Genomic DNA, 14,671 nt, shown 5'->3' with positions numbered 1-14,671 from the left:
AGATCTCAGCTCAGCTGCGTGCGTTCCACCCAGTCGAGGTACTCCGGAGTGACGCTGCCGGTGATGTACTCGCCGGTGAAGCAGCTCGTCTCGAGGTCGGTGACCGTGGAGCCCTCGAGGATCGCCGCTTTCATATCGGCGACCTCCTGGTAAATCAGGTGGTCGGCGCCGATGGCCTCCGCGATCTCGGGGATCGGGCGATTGTGTGCCACCAACTCCTGGCGCGAGGGCATGTTGATCCCATAGACGTGCGGGTAGCGCACGGGAGGAGCGGCGGAGGCGAAGGTTACGGTGTTCGCTCCAGCCGCGCGCGCCATCTCGACGATCTCTTTCGAGGTCGTGCCGCGCACGATCGAGTCGTCAACGATCAGGACGTTCTTGCCCGCGAACTCGCTCGACATCGCGTTGAGCTTCTGCCGTACCGACTTCTTGCGGACCGCCTGCCCCGGCATGATGAATGTCCGCCCGACGTAGCGGTTCTTATAGAAGCCTTCGCGATATTCGATCCCGAGCTTTTTCGCCACCTGCATTGCGGCGGGGCGAGAGGAGTCGGGGATCGGCATGACGACGTCGATAGCTCCGCTCGGGGTGTACTGGGCGACGGTGCCGGCGAGACGGTCGCCCAGGCGCAGCCGCGCTTCGTAGACCGAGATCCCGGACATCACGGAGTCGGGGCGGGCGAGGTAGACGTACTCGAACGAGCACGGGATGAGACGAGGGTCCTTCGCGCACTGACGGCTGGCCATCTGCCCGTCGGCGGTGATGAACACGGCCTCGCCCGGAGCGACATCGCGCACGATCTCGAAGCCCTGTGCCTCGAGCACGAGCGACTCGGAGGCGACCACCCAGTCATCCGGCGCGCCAGTGTTGCTGCGGCGACCGACGATGAGCGGGCGGATGCCGAACGGGTCACGGAAGGCGAGCAGCCCGACACCTGCGATCAATGCGATCGTCGCGTAGGAGCCCTCGACTCGCTGGTGCACGCGGGCGACGGCGTCGAACACCTCGTCGGCGTCGAGGTCGCGGCCTGACATTGAGGCCTGGAGTTCGTTCGCGAGCACGTTCACCAGCAGCTCCGTGTCGGAGGTGGTGTTGAGGTGGCGACGGTCGACCCGGAAGAGTTCCTCGGTGAGTTCGCGGGTATTCGTGAGGTTGCCGTTGTGCACGAGGATGATGCCGTACGGCGCGTTCACGTAGAACGGCTGCGCCTCCTCCTCGCGCTCGGCATTGCCCTTCGTCGCGTAGCGGACGTGACCGAGGCCCATCGTGCCGAGTAGCGAGCGCATGTCGCGGGTGCGGAATGCCTCGCGGACCTGCCCCGCCGCCTTCCTGATGTGCAGAGTGCTGCCGTCGGCCGTCGCGATGCCGGTCGAGTCCTGGCCGCGGTGCTGCAGGAGCGAGAGGCTGTCGTAGATGGACTGGTTGACCGGCCCGGAGGAGACGATTCCAACGATTCCGCACATGCCGGAGGGGCTCCCAAGGGGATAGCAGGGGGGTTGACGGTCCATCCTGACATGAGGGGAGCGCATCCCCTAATGGTTCACTCTCGGCGAATCTGGCCTGGCGCGTGGGTGCCTTGGGCCGGGTCCGCTGGTCCCCGGGTTGGCCGCGAGGCGCGTCACGGGGACTCAATCGCCCGGCCGGCCGCCGTTCCCGGGGCGAGCGGGAGGGACCAGGCGATCTCGCGAGCCAGCTGCCCGGTCTCGGCGAAGAGGCGCACCTGGTGAGTGTCGGCGAGCGCGGCGGCGAGTTCGTCGCGGTCGGCGGGCGTGAATCCGAGCGACTGCCAGAAGGGGCCGGAGCGGCGGGAGAAGAGCCAGGCGCGGCGGGCACCGCTCGCGGCGGCGTCGGCAAGGGCATGCCGGGCGAGGCGAGTCCCCACTCCGGTGCCGCGGCGTGCGACGGCGACACTCCGGATCAGCGCGTGACGGCCGTCGGCGCTCGACTCCCAGCCCGTGCTGCCGACGACGTGGCCGTCGCCGTTCCGCTCAAGCCAGAGGCGCACGGTCGGGGAGTCGAGCCCCGCGAGCGTCAGGTCGGCCGCGCGGAGGAAGCCGCGCACCTCATCCACGTCTGCCGGCCCCACGCGCTCGAAGGTCATGACGTCGATGCTGCCGCACCCGGGTAGCGCGGCTCGCGAGATGTCGGAGAACGGACGAGACGCCGTGCTGCGGCGGGCGGTCTCGTCCGGGCGGGGGCATCTCGCGACATTTCGCGGGGGAGCGGGGGAGCGGGGAGGGGGAGGAGGGGGAGGGGGGAGTCGGTAGGGTCGTGGGGTGAGTGAAGAGATGAGCAGTTATGCGCGCGCAGGGGTCGACACGGCGGCGGGGGATCGTGCCGTCGAGTTGATGAAGTCGGCGGTGTCGGCCACGCACGACAGCCGGGTCCTCGGCGGAGTTGGCGGCTTTGCCGGCCTCTACGACGTCTCTTTCCTCCGCGATTTCCGCGCACCGCTGCTGGCGACCTCGACCGACGGCGTCGGCACCAAGGTGGCGCTTGCGCAGGCGATCGACAAGCACGACACGATCGGGCAGGACCTCGTTGGCATGGTCGTCGACGACATCGTGGTGGTCGGCGCACGTCCGCTCTTCATGACCGACTACATCGCCTGCGGCAAGGTCATCCCGTCGCGCATCGCCGACATCGTCGCCGGCATCGCCCGCGCCTGCTCCGCCACCGGCACGGCGCTCGTCGGCGGCGAGACGGCCGAGCATCCGGGCCTGCTCGGGCCCGACGATTACGACGTGGCGGGCGCCGCGGTGGGCGCGGTCGAAGCGGATCAGGTGCGCGGCGCCGACCGTGTGCGGGACGGCGATCTCGTGGTGGCGATGGCCTCCTCGGGACTGCACTCGAACGGGTTCTCGCTGGTGCGCCACATCCTCGCCGGGCGCGGGATCGCCTTCACCGAGCGTTCCAACGAGCTGGGCGGCGTCGTCGGTGAGGTGCTGCTCGAGCCGACCCGGCTCTACACCCGCCCACTGCTCGACATCCTCGACGACGCGGAACTCGGCTCGACCGTGCACGCGATCAGCCACGTCACCGGAGGCGGGATCGCGGCGAACGTCGCCCGCGTGCTCCCCCGGGGTTCCTGGGTCGAGATGGAGCGCTCGAGCTGGAGCCCGCCGGATGTGTTCCGCGCGCTCGCTGGACTCTCGGGCGCGACGCTGGAGAGCACGGAGGGCACCTGGAACCTTGGCATCGGCATGGTCGCCGTGGTCGCTGCCGACTCCGCCAGGGATGTCGTTGCGAGCCTCGAGCGCTCGGGCGTCCCGTCGTGGGTCGCGGGCCGGGTCTCGACCGCGACGCGGGCGCTCGACGGGTTCGAGCAGGGCGCGAAGGGCGTCGATGGCGGCGCGGTCCGCCTTGTCGGCTCCTACGCGGGCTGACCAGGCGGACCTCCGGCTCTCCCGAGTAGCTGTGGCTCGCAGGACCCGCTGTGGGTCCACAGGACGCGCCGATCCCGCGAGCCAGCGCTCAGGGTAGGGCTCCAGGTCGCTGGATCAGCGGCGCAGCGTCTCGCTCGGAAGTTCGCCGAACCGGGCCGCGTAGTGCTGGGCGAAGCGGCCGCCGCTGACGAAGCCCCAGCGGGCTGCGACATCGCCGACAACGAGCCCACCCGGCGCACCGGCAACCAGCTCGTCTCGCGCGCGGTCGAGGCGCACACCGCGCAAATAGTGGCGCGGCGTCTCGGAGAACGCGCGTTGGAACGCCAGCTGCACGCCGCGGATGGTGAGCCCCGCCGCCTCCGCAATGTCGGCCACTCCCAGCGGCAGGTCGGCGTTGGCCTGGACGAACTCGACAGCGCGGCGCAGGCGTCGCGCACTGACCGAGGGAGGCACGGCGGGCAGCGGAGCAATGCGGTGGGAGAAGCAGTGCAGCACGGCCAGGGAGGCGACACGGGCGGCGGAGTCGCGCTGGAGCGTCGACGGCGCTCTGGTCGCAGCGAGGGTGTCGCGGAGGACACGGATCGCGCCCCACCAGGTGGCCGCGTCGTGAGCGAGGGCCGCGAAGCTCAAGGGGCCCGGCTCGGTGCCGTGGAGTTCTGCGGCGACGCGCTCGAGATGCGCGGCCTCGAAGTGCACGAGTGCGTCCCGGTACTCGAGGGCCTCGAAGCCGAAGGGCCGGCCGGAGGGGAACATCGCGGGCCGGCCCGCCACTAGACGGCGCTCGTTCCGGCCGAGGTCGAGTGCGGCGCGGCCCTCGTTGAGCCAGAGGGCCACGTACACGCCGCCCGGATCAACGGTGCCGCGCACCGCACCGAGGAACGACGCGGAGTGCAGGCTCACCGGGCCCGGACCTGTGGACGTGTAGCGGTAGCCGAACGGCACCGCCGTGCGTTCGGCGCGGAACCCCGTGCCGTTGTAGGAGCCGGCGAAGAACTCGCGGGCCTCGTCGAGGTCGCTCCCGCGACGCTCCGACTGCCAGACCGGTAGCCGGGTGAGCGAGGGAGAACTCATCTAATCAGTGTCGCAGGCACACCCGACATTCTTCGCGCCGGTGCGAATCTCGGGAGAACGTGCTCAGCCGGTCGGACCGTGCTCCAGCCAGAACAGCGCCAGCGCGGCAACGGCTGCGGTCTCGGCGATCGCGCCAGAGCGGACCATCGCCGCGACGTCGCAATCGGAGAACCACTGCTGCCGCATGTCCTGCTCCGTGTCCTCGCGTTCGTGCTCGCCGTGCTCCAGCTCCTCCGCGAGGAAGACGTCGACCCACTGCGAGACGAAGCCGTAGGCCTCGGCGAGTCGGCCGAGGTGCGTCAGCCGACCGGCCCGCAGTCCCGTCTCTTCGCGCAGCTCGGCCCGGGCGAGAGCCTCGGGATCGCCGCCAGGGGAACCGTGCGGCCAGCCCCCTGCCGGGAACTCCCACGCGCGACGTCCGATCGCGTAGCGGAACTGCTCAACGAGCCAAAACCCGCCGCGTTCGCGGGGAAGCACGAGGGAGTAGTCGTCGCGCTCGACAACGGAGTAAACGCCACGGCTGCCACTCGGCCAACGCACGTCGTCCTCGCGAACGCGAATCCATGGCGTCTCGTAGGCGATCCGCGACGAAATCTGTTCGATGACGCTGTCCTGCAATTCGGGCCCACTCTGAGCGAGAGAGCCCGGCAACGGGTCAGGCACGCTTTTGGTGCGGCTCCTCGACGAGGTCGGCGTCGTCGCTCTCGTCGTCAGCGTCGATCCATTTCGAGTAATCCGGCTCGTCCGGGTGGCTGAGCTCGCGCTCAAGCGCGCTGTAATCGACCGCTGGGCTGAACGATTTCAGCTCACGGGCGATCTTGGTGTTCTTCGCCTTTTGACGGCCGCGCCCCATGGGTGACCCCCTCACGATGACAGGCCAGACGGATGGTGAGCCGGCTGGGGAAAAGAGCAGACAGGGAAAGTTCAAATCTACGCGGTAGTTTAGCAGACGGGGGACACGCCACCCCGGGTCACGATCTGCCGGGCGGCCGTTCGTCCGTCCCCGACCGTGTCAGGAGCAGTGTGAACAGTGTGCTCGAGGCGCGGTCCGTCGTGGTGATCGGCGCTGGCCAAGCGGGGCTCTCGGTCGCCTACTACCTGCGGCGCCTGGGTCTTGTTCCCGGGCGCGACCTGGTGATCCTCGATCGCGGACCGGAGCCGGGAGGCGCCTGGCAATTCCGCTGGGAAGCGCTCCGACTCGGCTCGGCTCACCGCGTGCACGACCTCCCTGGCATGGAGCGCACCGGCCTGTCGTTTGCCTCCGCGGATCGTCGGCGTCCGGCGCGCGACGTCGTCCGCGAGTACTACGGCCGCTACGAGGAGGAGTTCGGCCTCGAGGTCCGGCGACCGGAGGCTGTTCGGCGCGTCACGAGTGCGTCATTCCGCGACACAGGCTCTCCGCTCGTCATCGAATCCGAGCGGGCGACCGAGCGGGCGCGAGTGCTCGTCAATGCGACGGGCACGTGGGGATCGCCGTTCGTCCCGTATTACGCCGGGCGGAACCGGTTCCGCGGGGCTCAGGTGGACACCACCGAGTACGTGCGCGCGGCGGACTTCGCGGGACAGCAGGTGCTCGTCGTGGGCGGTGGCACCTCGGCGATCGGCTTCTTGCTCGAACTCGAGCGGGTGGCACGTTCGCTGACGTGGGCGACGCGTCGTCCGGTGACCTATCACGACGGAGAGCAGCTCGCGCTCGAGTCCGCAGTGGAGGCGGTCGCGGAGCAGGACCGAGCCGCTCGCGCGGGGATGCCCCTCCCGAGCATCGTCGGTGGGACGGGTGTGCAGCGCACCCGCCGCGTCGTGGCCGGGATCGAGCGCGGAGTGCTGCGCGAGCGCGGCATGTTCTCGGCGATCGAGGAGGACGGCGTGCGCTGGCCGGACGGCTCCTTCACCCGGGTCGACGCGATTATCTGGGCGACCGGCTTCCGGCCCGAGCTTCGGCACCTTGCCCCGCTTGGCCTGCGCGAGCGGGAGGGCGGGATCGCGGTCGAAGACGGCGCCTCCCTCACCGACCCCCGGATCTTCTTTGCCGGCTACGGACCGACAGCGTCGACGATTGGAGCTAACCGTTCGGGCCGGCGGATCGCTCGGTCAGTCATCGCGCGACTGTCCTAAGCGTTCGTTACCGAGGCGGAGACCCATCGGGACATCCGAAACAGGTCCCCCCGGGCGCATCCGACCTCGGTAACGAACACCCGACAGGGCACACCAGCGGAGCGGAGCGCGTCAGCACGAGCGTCTACTTCGCGAGGAACTCCAGGACGACGCGGTTCCACTCCCCAGCGTGGCTGACGTTCACGCCGTGGGGCGCTCCGCTGACCACGTACAGCTCGGAGGACGGAACGGCTACGTGGGTGCGCGCTCCCGAGCCCTCGAAGGGGACGGTGGCGTCGCCGTCGCCGTGGATGACGAGCGACGGGACCGACACGCGGGTCAGATCGTCGCGGAAATCGGTGCTGGCGAACGCGGTCAGGCACGCGAGTGCGGCGACCTTGGACGACTGCTTGGCGAGAGTGAGCGCCTCCTGGCGCTGCGCTTCGGTGACCTTGAGCTCGCCGTTGACCGAGAAGAACTCGGTGGTGAACTGGTCGTAGAAGTCGTCCTGGCTCTTGGTGAGTCCGGCCGTCATCGCGGCGGCCTGCGACTTCTCGAGTGGACCGTCCGGGTTGTCGCCGGTCTTCATGAGGTAGGGCGGAACGGCGGAGGCGAAGACGACGCTGTGCAGGCGCTCGGCGCCGTACTTCGAGAAGTAGCGCGCCACTTCTCCGCCGCCCATCGAGAAGCCGACGAGGGTGACGTCCTGGAGGTCCAACTCGGTGAGCAGGGTGTGCAGGTCCTCGGTGAGAGTCTCGTAGGTGTAGCCGGTGAGTGGCTTGTCGCTGCGGCCGAATCCGCGCCGGTCGTAGGTGATGACACGGTAGCCGGCCTCGGCGAGCGCCGGAACCTGCTCCTTCCAGGACTCGCCGGAGAGCGGCCAACCGTGAATGAGGACGACCGGGCGACCCGAGCCGCCGGTGTCGTCGACGTGCAGGTTCGTGTCCTTAACGAGGCCGTGGTGGGCGGTGATCTCGGTCATGCGTCCGTGCTCCTTCCGACGCCGCCGATCGGCGTCACTCGATGTTCGAGGACGACGACCGACCGGATGGGTCGGGCGAGGAGGCTTGACAGTGCCGCCGCACTGTCGGTATTTACTCAGCGAGCACGGCGGCGGCCAGCCCCTGCAGGGCCGTTCGCAGGCCGGGAACGGTCGGGTCGGAGAGGACGGGCGGAGCCTCGAGAATCGCGTTCGCCGCGGCCACTAAGACGGGAAGAGCGGACGAAGAGGACACGACCAGGCCGCTCGGCGGCGCCGACGACCGGATCAAGAGGGAGAGTCGTGCCGTCGACCCACCGGTGTTGATCTCTGCGGTGGAGTCGGCAGGCAGGGCGGCGAAGGATCCGTGGCCGACGATCGCCCGTTCCCCTCCGAGTGTGACGGTCAACGCGCCCTCGAGCGGAAGCAGGAGCAGCACGGCGGAGTCGCTCCACGCGCCTGGCGTGAGTCGGACACAGCCGGACGTGTGCCAGATCCGCCAGAGGCGGACGTCTTCGGCGACGGCCTCGTGGCCGACCAGCGTGAACGAGGGGTCGTCATCAGCCTCGCCTCCGCGGTGGCGGAGCCATTCTCGGGCTGCGGCAGCGCGCAGGAGTGACGGGCGGGTAACGGGATCGGGCAAGGCAGTGGCTCCAGGGGGCAGCGGCGGTGGGGGATCCACCGCGACGTGAGGAAGCATCAGCCTATGCGCCAGAGGATGGATGGCCACCGAGTGGCGCGTCCCCAGACGCGGATGCCGCCCCCGGCCTCGCAGAGTGCGGGGCGGGGGCGGCATCCGACACGTCGGCGGTTACTGGAATCCGCCGCCGCGGTCCTCTGGGTCCTCGATCGGGTCGGAGTCGCTGGAATCAATGGTGTAGGTCACGTGCACCGACTCGCCGACCTCCTTCGCGGCGACGGCGGTGTAGACGAGGTGTGTCTCCTGGCCGTCGACGGCAGCGTAGACGTCGACCTCCTTTTCGTACCCCCCATCGGTGCTGACACGGGTGTCGGTCTGGCCATCGAAGGGGCCACCCTGGAAGAGGGCGAGATACGTCTCGCCCTCGGGAAGTTCGCGGATGTCGTTGCTCATGTCCCAGTCCTACCACTCGCTGTGTGCCGCCCGCGCGGCCTTGCCTTCCGTGCCGAAGCAGGGGACGAGGGCGGCGCAGGACGCGGACCGCGACGTGCGACTCCCCGAGGAGGTGCTGCCGGACGGTGACCAGTGGCGTCCCCTTTGAGAGGGGCAGGAACGTAGGATGGCCGGGATGACGATCGGACGCCGCCTCTTCCTCTCGGGAGCCGTTTCGGGAGCCGGTCTTGTCGCGCTTTCCGGATGCACGCCGTCGCGTCCGGCACCCTCACGATCGGTGACGAAGGCGCCCGTGCCTACCGTGAGCACCACCGCCGTCCCACCGGCTGCCGCCTTCGTTCGCACCGATTGGGGCTCCGACCCCTACGCGCTCGGCTCCGTTTCCTACCTCCCCGTCGGGGCGACTCCCGAGCATCGCAGCGACCTCGGCGCGGCTGTATTCGACCGCCTCTTCTTCGCGGGGGAGGCGACCGACGCCGGCGCCCCCGGCACGCTCCAGGGAGCGTGGAATTCTGGAGTGCGCGCGGCGGCCGAGATCACCGCCGTCGCCGATTCAGGCGAGCGGATCGCGGTCGTCGGCGCTGGGCTCGCCGGAGCCGTCGCCGCCCGGCGCCTGCTCGACGCCGGCTTTGATGTGACCGTCGTGGAGGCGCGCGAGCGCACCGGTGGCCGAATTGCCACGTCGAGACCCGACGGCTGGCCGATTGCCGTCGAGGGCGGAGCCTGGGCGCTCACCGGCGCCGGCGCGGCCCTGCGCGAGAGCGTCGCCGATGCGGGAGTCGTCACAACGGCGGTCGACCTGACGAGCCCCCGCGCGACCGACGCAGACGGTGGTGTCCTCGATACCGGGTCCACCGGGGCTGAGGCTCTTGCCCGCGCGCTGGCGTGGGGAGCGGAGCAGCCCGAGGACCTGTCCCTCGCCGAGTCGTTCGTCGGCTCCGGCGCCCCCGACCCCGCTGACGCCGACTTCGGCGACGGCGCACGCGTCGCCGCCTTCCTCGCTGGAGGCGCCGCTCTGCGCACCGGCGCCGCGACCGACGAGCTCTCGTCCTGGTACGGCCTGGGCGATGTCTCCGCCGCTGCGGCCGATGCGGGCGAGGCTTCCGCCGCACTGCTCACCGACGGACTCGCGCCGCTGATCGACGCGCTGCTGACTGACGTCGAGGTCTCGCTGCGCGTCGCGGTGAGCGGGATCGGCTACACGGAGACCGGAGCGAGCATCCGACTGGGCACGGGAGAGTCCTTCACGGCGGACCGTGTCCTGGTGACCGTGCCGATCGGCGTGCTGAAGACGGACGCCATCGCATTCGATCCGCCGTTGCCCTTTGCGCACCGCGCCGCGATCGCCGCTCTGGGCTCCGGAGTCGTCGACACGCTCTGGCTGCGCTTCGATGCGCCGTTCTGGGACACCGCCGCTCCCGCCCGCTGGTCGCTCGTCGGCTCTGAGGCGGGCATCACCGAGTGGCTGAACCTCGAGCCGTCCACGGGCGCGCCGGTGCTCGTCGGGCTGGTCGGCGCGGACCAGGCGCTCTCAGTGCAGGAGCTGAGCGACGACGAGCTGCTTACCCTCGCGCGGGCGGCGCTGGAGCCGTTCGCCGTCGTCCCCGGCTGACCAGTTCGCGCAGGCTCGCCAGCGGGCCGTTCCAGTCCGGCGAGGGCGCGGCCCGGAGCGGACGCACGCGCCCGAGTGCGAGGACGAACACCGCCATGCCCGAGATCAGAGTCAGCACGATCACGTCGTACAGCACGAACATCACCGGCCCGTCGACCTGGGCTGGGTCGAGGAAGAAGTACGGGTACCAGCCGATCAGGGCGCCCCGCACCAGGGTGATGACACCCCAGACGATCGGGAAGCCCAGCACAGTGAGGGCTGCGCGCCAGGAGACGGGATGTCGACCTGGCGCAAGGATCCAATCGAGGAGCGCAAGGCTGGGAATGATGAAGTGCAGCAGTGCGCTCGACCAGGGCACATCCACGCGGATACCGCGCGCATTCGATTCGGCCGCGATAAGCGCGAAGACGATTCCCGAGACGACCATGTAGGTCAGCACCAGTGCCCGAGCGGCGCTGAGCCACCGCGGCTCCCGCTCGCGCGCCACAGAGAGCAACCCCGAGAGGCCGAGCACGATGACTCCGGCCATGTTCGACTGGGTCGTGAAGTACGCAAAAAAGTTGTCGATCTGGAACGCCCGAAAGCCGAGCGTGTAGAAGAAGTCACCGACAAGCCCGACCGCGCCGAGGCCGGCGAGGGCCATGCGGAGGACCGCGAACGCCTTCCGCACACCCGCTCCGTTCCGTCGCCGCTAGGCCCGGAGGGCCGGACTTTCGTGCGATTCTACGGTCGCCACGCTCTAAGTCCCCCGAGTGGGTCTCCCCTTGGCGGGGGAGGCGGCGCGGCTGGCTCTGGGTGACGGAGAAGATGGCGCGGCCGACTCCCCCCTGCGGTGGAAGCGGTGTGGCAGATGCTCGGTCTAGCGTCGAGGAGTGATGCGAGCGTGGGATGGCGAGGGGGCGGGCTGGACTTCCGCTGCGGAAGCGGCGCGGGGGCCAGAGTGGGCCACGAGAGGGCTCCTCCTGATCGGCGGTCTGCTCGTTGCCGGGAAGTCGGCCTGGTTCTTCGGGCTGGGGATCGTGCTCCTCGTCACGGCGGGCACCGTCCCCGGCACGGTCGAGGGCGAGTGGGCCGGACGACTGAGGCCGGTGAGGGGCGACCGACGCTACGCGCCCGGGCGATGGGTGAGGATGCGGTCCAGCTAGCGTGCCTGTCATGCCCTTCACGCCGAGCCATGCCGTCGTCGCGCTCGCGTTCTCGAACAAGCGGATTCCGGCCGCCGCAGTCGCCATCGGCGCGATGGTGCCGGACGTCGGGCTCTCTCTCCCCCTGGGGGCCGCTCAGGAGTCGACGCACTCGCTCCTGGGCATCGTCACCGTTGATCTTCTGCTGGGCCTGCTCGCCCTCGTTCTCTGGAGTTCATTCGTCGCTCCGGCCTGGCGCGACCTCGCGCCCGCCCGCGTCCGCTCCCGGTTCCATCCGTGGTGTCCGCCGCCGAGCGGCATGTTCGCCCGGATGCGGCTGGCCGTGCTCGCTGCCGTGGGCGTCGTGATCGGGGCAGCGAGTCACGTGCTGTGGGACGGATTCACCCATCGGGGCGGCCTCTTCGTCTCGGCCGTGCCGATGCTGCGGCAACAGCTCGGGCCGTTCGTTGGCTACAAGTGGGTGGAGTGCGGTAGCGGCATGATCGGACTGCTCGGCCTCGGCATTGGTGCAACGGCCTGGTACGTCGGTCGCCGGCCCCGGCCGCTCGAGCCGGATGGGCGTCAGTCGGCGAGGATCGCGGCGGGGGCGGTGGTGCTCGCTGCTGCGGTCGTTCCAGCGGGGATCATGCTCGCGGGGGCCGACGTCGATCCGTTCGGCAGTGCGTGCCGGGTCGTCCTCGCGCGTGCCGTGGTCCTCAGCCTGTCGGGTGCGGGAGCCGCGGTCGTCGTTGTCGCCGCACTGTGGAGGCTGACGGTTCGTCCGCTCTCGGCGTGAGTCGCCGCGGTGGGGCCTGAGCGCCATCTCCCCACTCGGGGGAGGATACGCATCCGTCGCGAGGAGGATGTGCCGGTGCATAGCCCGCCGATAGCGTCGGACACGGCCCGTTGGGGCGGGCCGCCTTCGGGGGAAGGCACAAGGGGAAATCGGGGGCTCGCGGCGGATGCCGCGGGCCCTCTACCCGTTCCGGGGCCTGCGCGCCTCCTGCCCCCCGTGCCGTGTGCTGCCGAGAAGCCAAAAGTTGTCGCACTCGGCGCCGAGTGCGACAACTTTTGGCTTCTCGCGGGAGCGTGCCGTTCAGCGGCGCTTGGAGCGAGCGCGGGCGGCCGACGACGGCCGCTGCACGCCGATGCGCGGAGCGCCCTCGCCGGCAGCACCCTGCGGGAGGGACGACGCGGGCGGGATCGGCCGACGCGTCACCGGCCGCACGGGCTCGCCGCGGCGGGTCTGCCCCGGAATCGGGCGCGAGCGGCGTCCGTAGATCAGCTCGGAGGAGTCGAGCAGCCACGGCACCAGCGCCACGGTCACGCCGTGCAACAGCAGCAACTTTTGGCGGATCCGGCGCGACTTGTGATTGTGCAGGAACGCCTCCCACCAGTGCCCGACGATGTACTGCGGCATATACACCGTGGTGATTTCGGAGCCGTGCTCGAGTCGATGCGCCTTGATGTACTTGATCAGCGGATAGGAGATGTCGCGGTACGGCGAGGCGACGCAGCGCAGCGGCACCTGGATGTCCATCCGCTCCCAGTCGGCCTTGAGTTGCGCGGTCTGGGCGTCGTCGATGGAGGAGTGCACCGCCTCCAGAGTCTCGTGCCGCGCCGCGATGGCGTAGTCGAGCGCCTTGAGGGTGGGCTTGTTCATCCGGCCCACGAGCACGATCGCGTGGTCGCCGTTAGCGCCGAAGGTCGTGGTGGGGTCGACCTCGATCTCCTTCTCGACGTCGCGGTAGTAGCGGTACACGCCAGCCATCAGGACGCCCAGGACTGGCATCACCAGGTAGACGAGCCAGGCGCCGTGGGCGAACTTGGTGATCGTGACGACTACGAGCACGGCGAACGTCAGTGTCGCTCCGAACAGGTTGATGCCCAGGCTCGTGTAGACGGTGCGCGAGCCCTCGCCGTTGCGGATCATCCGCATCCAGTGCTTCACCATGCCCGACTGCCCGAGGGTGAAGGAGACGAAGACGCCGATGATGTACAGCTGCACCAGGTTCGTCAGCGAGGCCTGGTAGACGAGCAGGATGATCGCGGCGACGAGCGCCAGGACGATCACGCCGTTGGAGTAGATCAAACGGTCGCCGCGGGTATTCAGCGACTTGGGTGCATAGCCGTCGCGAGCCAACACCGAACCCAGCAGCGGGAACCCATTGAACGCGGTGTTCGCGGCCAGGAGGAGGACTGCGGCGGTCGCCGCCTGGATGATGAAGAAGAGGATTGTGTCGTTGCCGAAGGTGGCGGCGGCGACTTGAGCGATGACGGAGCGTTGCGGAGTGGTGGCGCAGTCGGCAAAGCCGACGAGGTGGCAGGCATTCTCGGCGTAGTGCACGTTCGAGAGCAGGGCGAGCGCGGTGAGTCCGATGAAGAGGGTGATCGCGATCGCGCCCATCGCGACGAGGGTGCGCTGCGCGTTCTTGACCTTGGGTGCGCGGAAGGCGGGGACGCCGTTGGAGATGGCTTCGACTCCGGTGAGCGCCGCGCAGCCGCTGGCGAAGGAGCGCAACAGGAGGAGCACGACGGCCGCTTGCGTGAGTTGCTCGCCCTGCACGGTGAAGCCGGCCGACTCCGCGACCGGGGTATCGCCGATCGCCGTGCGGACCAGGCCGACGACAACCATGACGAAAACGCTCGCGACGAAGAGGTAGGTCGGCACGGCGAACGCGCGGCTCGACTCTGAGACGCCGCGGAGGTTGACCGCCGCGAGCAGCACGACGAAAAGAATCGCCAGCTCGACGCGCAGCGGAGCCAGCTCGGGCACCGCCGAGATGATGTTGTCGACGCCCGACGCGACCGAGACCGCAACCGTCAGTACGTAGTCGACCAGCAGCGCGGAGGCGACCGTAAGGCCGGCCGTCTCGCCGATGTTGGTGCGCGCGACCTCGTAGTCGCCGCCTCCCGAGGGGTAGGCCCGAATTAGCTGCCGGTAGCTGAGCACCACCACGACGAGCAGGATGACGACGCAGGCCGCGACCCAGGGTGCGAAGGTGAGGAAGGAGAGGCCACCGAGCAGCAGGATCATCAGCAGCTCCTGCGGCGCATAGGCCACGGAGGAGAGCGGGTCGCTCGCGAAGATGGGGAGCGCAAGCCGCTTCTGCAGGAGCTGACCCTCGAGCTTGTCGCTGGGCAGCGGCTCCCCGATGAAGAAGTGCTTGGCGGTGCGCAGCTCGGTCGCGTCGGGCGGCGATCCGTCGGCGCCAGTCGGGGGACCCTCGTGTGTCACGAGCGACGACACTACTCCGTGCAGTGGGGCAGTCAAGACGGCCGAGAGCGCGCCGAGCGGAGGCTGATCCCGCG

The 14,671-nt window shown here is 69.6% G+C and carries 15 protein-coding genes; 5 read left to right on the top strand and 10 right to left on the bottom strand.

The window, feature by feature from the left end:
* Nucleotides 1–5: 5 nt before the first annotated feature.
* Together purF and B0H03_RS12640 are read right to left on the bottom strand one after the other, a co-directional pair.
* Entirely contained in the window at nt 6–1,463 is a 1,458-nt protein-coding gene (purF, locus tag B0H03_RS12645) for an amidophosphoribosyltransferase (protein ID WP_104266016.1), read from the bottom strand.
* A gap of 155 nt (nt 1,464–1,618) precedes the next feature.
* Nucleotides 1,619–2,101, bottom strand: a complete 483-nt coding sequence (locus B0H03_RS12640; RefSeq protein WP_104266017.1) for a GNAT family N-acetyltransferase — start codon at nt 2,099–2,101, stop codon at nt 1,619–1,621.
* Between the two features lie 187 nt (nt 2,102–2,288).
* On the opposite strand from B0H03_RS12640, the gene purM reads away from it, so the two are divergent.
* Nucleotides 2,289–3,386, top strand: a complete 1,098-nt coding sequence (gene purM, locus B0H03_RS12635; protein ID WP_104266019.1) for a phosphoribosylformylglycinamidine cyclo-ligase — start codon at nt 2,289–2,291, stop codon at nt 3,384–3,386.
* Between the two features lie 114 nt (nt 3,387–3,500).
* Here the strand turns inward: purM and B0H03_RS12630 are convergent, their stop codons facing one another.
* The 3 genes from B0H03_RS12630 to B0H03_RS12620 form a co-directional block, all read right to left on the bottom strand.
* Complete coding sequence (locus B0H03_RS12630; protein ID WP_104266020.1) at nt 3,501–4,457, bottom strand: AraC family transcriptional regulator; 957 nt, start codon at nt 4,455–4,457, stop codon at nt 3,501–3,503.
* 63 nt (nt 4,458–4,520) lie between these two features.
* On the bottom strand, nt 4,521–5,120 hold the full coding sequence (locus B0H03_RS12625; protein WP_202130159.1) for an NUDIX domain-containing protein: 600 nt from the start codon (nt 5,118–5,120) through the stop codon (nt 4,521–4,523).
* Nucleotides 5,113–5,310, bottom strand: coding sequence for a DUF3073 domain-containing protein (locus B0H03_RS12620; RefSeq protein ID WP_104266021.1), 198 nt, complete (start codon nt 5,308–5,310; stop codon nt 5,113–5,115). The genes B0H03_RS12625 and B0H03_RS12620 overlap by 8 nt, the downstream gene beginning before the upstream one ends.
* A gap of 170 nt (nt 5,311–5,480) precedes the next feature.
* Between B0H03_RS12620 and B0H03_RS12615 the strand changes: the two genes are divergently transcribed.
* The gene (locus B0H03_RS12615; protein ID WP_241560465.1) at nt 5,481–6,572 is read left to right on the top strand and encodes an FAD-dependent oxidoreductase; all 1,092 of its coding nucleotides are present in this window, start codon (nt 5,481–5,483) and stop codon (nt 6,570–6,572) included.
* A 124-nt stretch (nt 6,573–6,696) separates the two neighbouring features.
* Here the strand turns inward: B0H03_RS12615 and B0H03_RS12610 are convergent, their stop codons facing one another.
* From B0H03_RS12610 to B0H03_RS12600, 3 genes are all read right to left on the bottom strand, one after another.
* Nucleotides 6,697–7,533 (bottom strand): alpha/beta fold hydrolase, encoded by an 837-nt coding sequence (locus tag B0H03_RS12610; protein WP_104266023.1) that lies wholly within the window; start codon nt 7,531–7,533, stop codon nt 6,697–6,699.
* Nucleotides 7,534–7,645: 112 nt separating this feature from the next.
* The gene (locus tag B0H03_RS12605; protein ID WP_104266024.1) at nt 7,646–8,173 is read right to left on the bottom strand and encodes an AraC-like ligand-binding domain-containing protein; all 528 of its coding nucleotides are present in this window, start codon (nt 8,171–8,173) and stop codon (nt 7,646–7,648) included.
* A 168-nt stretch (nt 8,174–8,341) separates the two neighbouring features.
* On the bottom strand, nt 8,342–8,623 hold the full coding sequence (locus tag B0H03_RS12600) for an oligoribonuclease (protein ID WP_104266025.1): 282 nt from the start codon (nt 8,621–8,623) through the stop codon (nt 8,342–8,344).
* Between the two features lie 175 nt (nt 8,624–8,798).
* Here B0H03_RS12600 and B0H03_RS12595 point away from each other — a divergent pair, with 175 nt between their 5' ends.
* Nucleotides 8,799–10,235, top strand: a complete 1,437-nt coding sequence (locus B0H03_RS12595) for an NAD(P)/FAD-dependent oxidoreductase (protein WP_160487361.1) — start codon at nt 8,799–8,801, stop codon at nt 10,233–10,235.
* Here the strand turns inward: B0H03_RS12595 and B0H03_RS12590 are convergent.
* Nucleotides 10,186–10,905 carry a Pr6Pr family membrane protein gene (locus B0H03_RS12590; RefSeq protein WP_104266027.1) on the bottom strand — a complete coding sequence of 240 codons (720 nt, stop codon included), beginning with the start codon at nt 10,903–10,905 and terminating at the stop codon, nt 10,186–10,188. The two genes, B0H03_RS12595 and B0H03_RS12590, sit on opposite strands and share 50 nt — an antisense overlap.
* Nucleotides 10,906–11,110: 205 nt before the next feature.
* On the opposite strand from B0H03_RS12590, the gene B0H03_RS12585 reads away from it, so the two are divergent.
* Together B0H03_RS12585 and B0H03_RS12580 are read left to right on the top strand one after the other, a co-directional pair.
* Entirely contained in the window at nt 11,111–11,380 is a 270-nt protein-coding gene (locus tag B0H03_RS12585; protein WP_104266028.1) for a hypothetical protein, read from the top strand.
* Nucleotides 11,381–11,390: 10 nt separating this feature from the next.
* Nucleotides 11,391–12,155 (top strand): DUF4184 family protein, encoded by a 765-nt coding sequence (locus B0H03_RS12580; protein WP_104266029.1) that lies wholly within the window; start codon nt 11,391–11,393, stop codon nt 12,153–12,155.
* 300 nt (nt 12,156–12,455) lie between these two features.
* Here B0H03_RS12580 and B0H03_RS12575 read toward each other — a convergent pair whose 3' ends face one another.
* Nucleotides 12,456–14,597, bottom strand: a complete 2,142-nt coding sequence (locus B0H03_RS12575) for an APC family permease (RefSeq protein WP_419956914.1) — start codon at nt 14,595–14,597, stop codon at nt 12,456–12,458.
* Between the last annotated feature and the right edge of the window lie 74 nt (nt 14,598–14,671).

It is taken from the genome of Rathayibacter iranicus NCPPB 2253 = VKM Ac-1602 (assembly GCF_003149025.1).
Taxonomy (GTDB): domain Bacteria; phylum Actinomycetota; class Actinomycetes; order Actinomycetales; family Microbacteriaceae; genus Rathayibacter; species Rathayibacter iranicus.
The sequence above is the reverse complement of the archived record's forward strand: the minus strand, read 5'-3'. Positions and strand labels throughout refer to the sequence as shown.

What these genes read in the sequence shown, in the direction of transcription:
- B0H03_RS12595 (WP_160487361.1), top strand. Translation starts at nt 8,799, where the DNA reads ATGACGATCGGACGCCGCCTCTTCCTCTCGGGAGCCGTTTCGGGAGCC.
- purF (WP_104266016.1), bottom strand. Translation starts at nt 1,463, where the DNA reads ATGTGCGGAATCGTTGGAATCGTCTCCTCCGGGCCGGTCAACCAGTCC.
- B0H03_RS12585 (WP_104266028.1), top strand. Translation starts at nt 11,111, where the DNA reads ATGCGAGCGTGGGATGGCGAGGGGGCGGGCTGGACTTCCGCTGCGGAA.
- B0H03_RS12600 (WP_104266025.1), bottom strand. Translation starts at nt 8,623, where the DNA reads ATGAGCAACGACATCCGCGAACTTCCCGAGGGCGAGACGTATCTCGCC.
- purM (WP_104266019.1), top strand. Translation starts at nt 2,289, where the DNA reads ATGAGCAGTTATGCGCGCGCAGGGGTCGACACGGCGGCGGGGGATCGT.
- B0H03_RS12580 (WP_104266029.1), top strand. Translation starts at nt 11,391, where the DNA reads ATGCCCTTCACGCCGAGCCATGCCGTCGTCGCGCTCGCGTTCTCGAAC.
- B0H03_RS12620 (WP_104266021.1), bottom strand. Translation starts at nt 5,310, where the DNA reads ATGGGGCGCGGCCGTCAAAAGGCGAAGAACACCAAGATCGCCCGTGAG.
- B0H03_RS12630 (WP_104266020.1), bottom strand. Translation starts at nt 4,457, where the DNA reads ATGAGTTCTCCCTCGCTCACCCGGCTACCGGTCTGGCAGTCGGAGCGT.
- B0H03_RS12640 (WP_104266017.1), bottom strand. Translation starts at nt 2,101, where the DNA reads ATGACCTTCGAGCGCGTGGGGCCGGCAGACGTGGATGAGGTGCGCGGC.
- B0H03_RS12610 (WP_104266023.1), bottom strand. Translation starts at nt 7,533, where the DNA reads ATGACCGAGATCACCGCCCACCACGGCCTCGTTAAGGACACGAACCTG.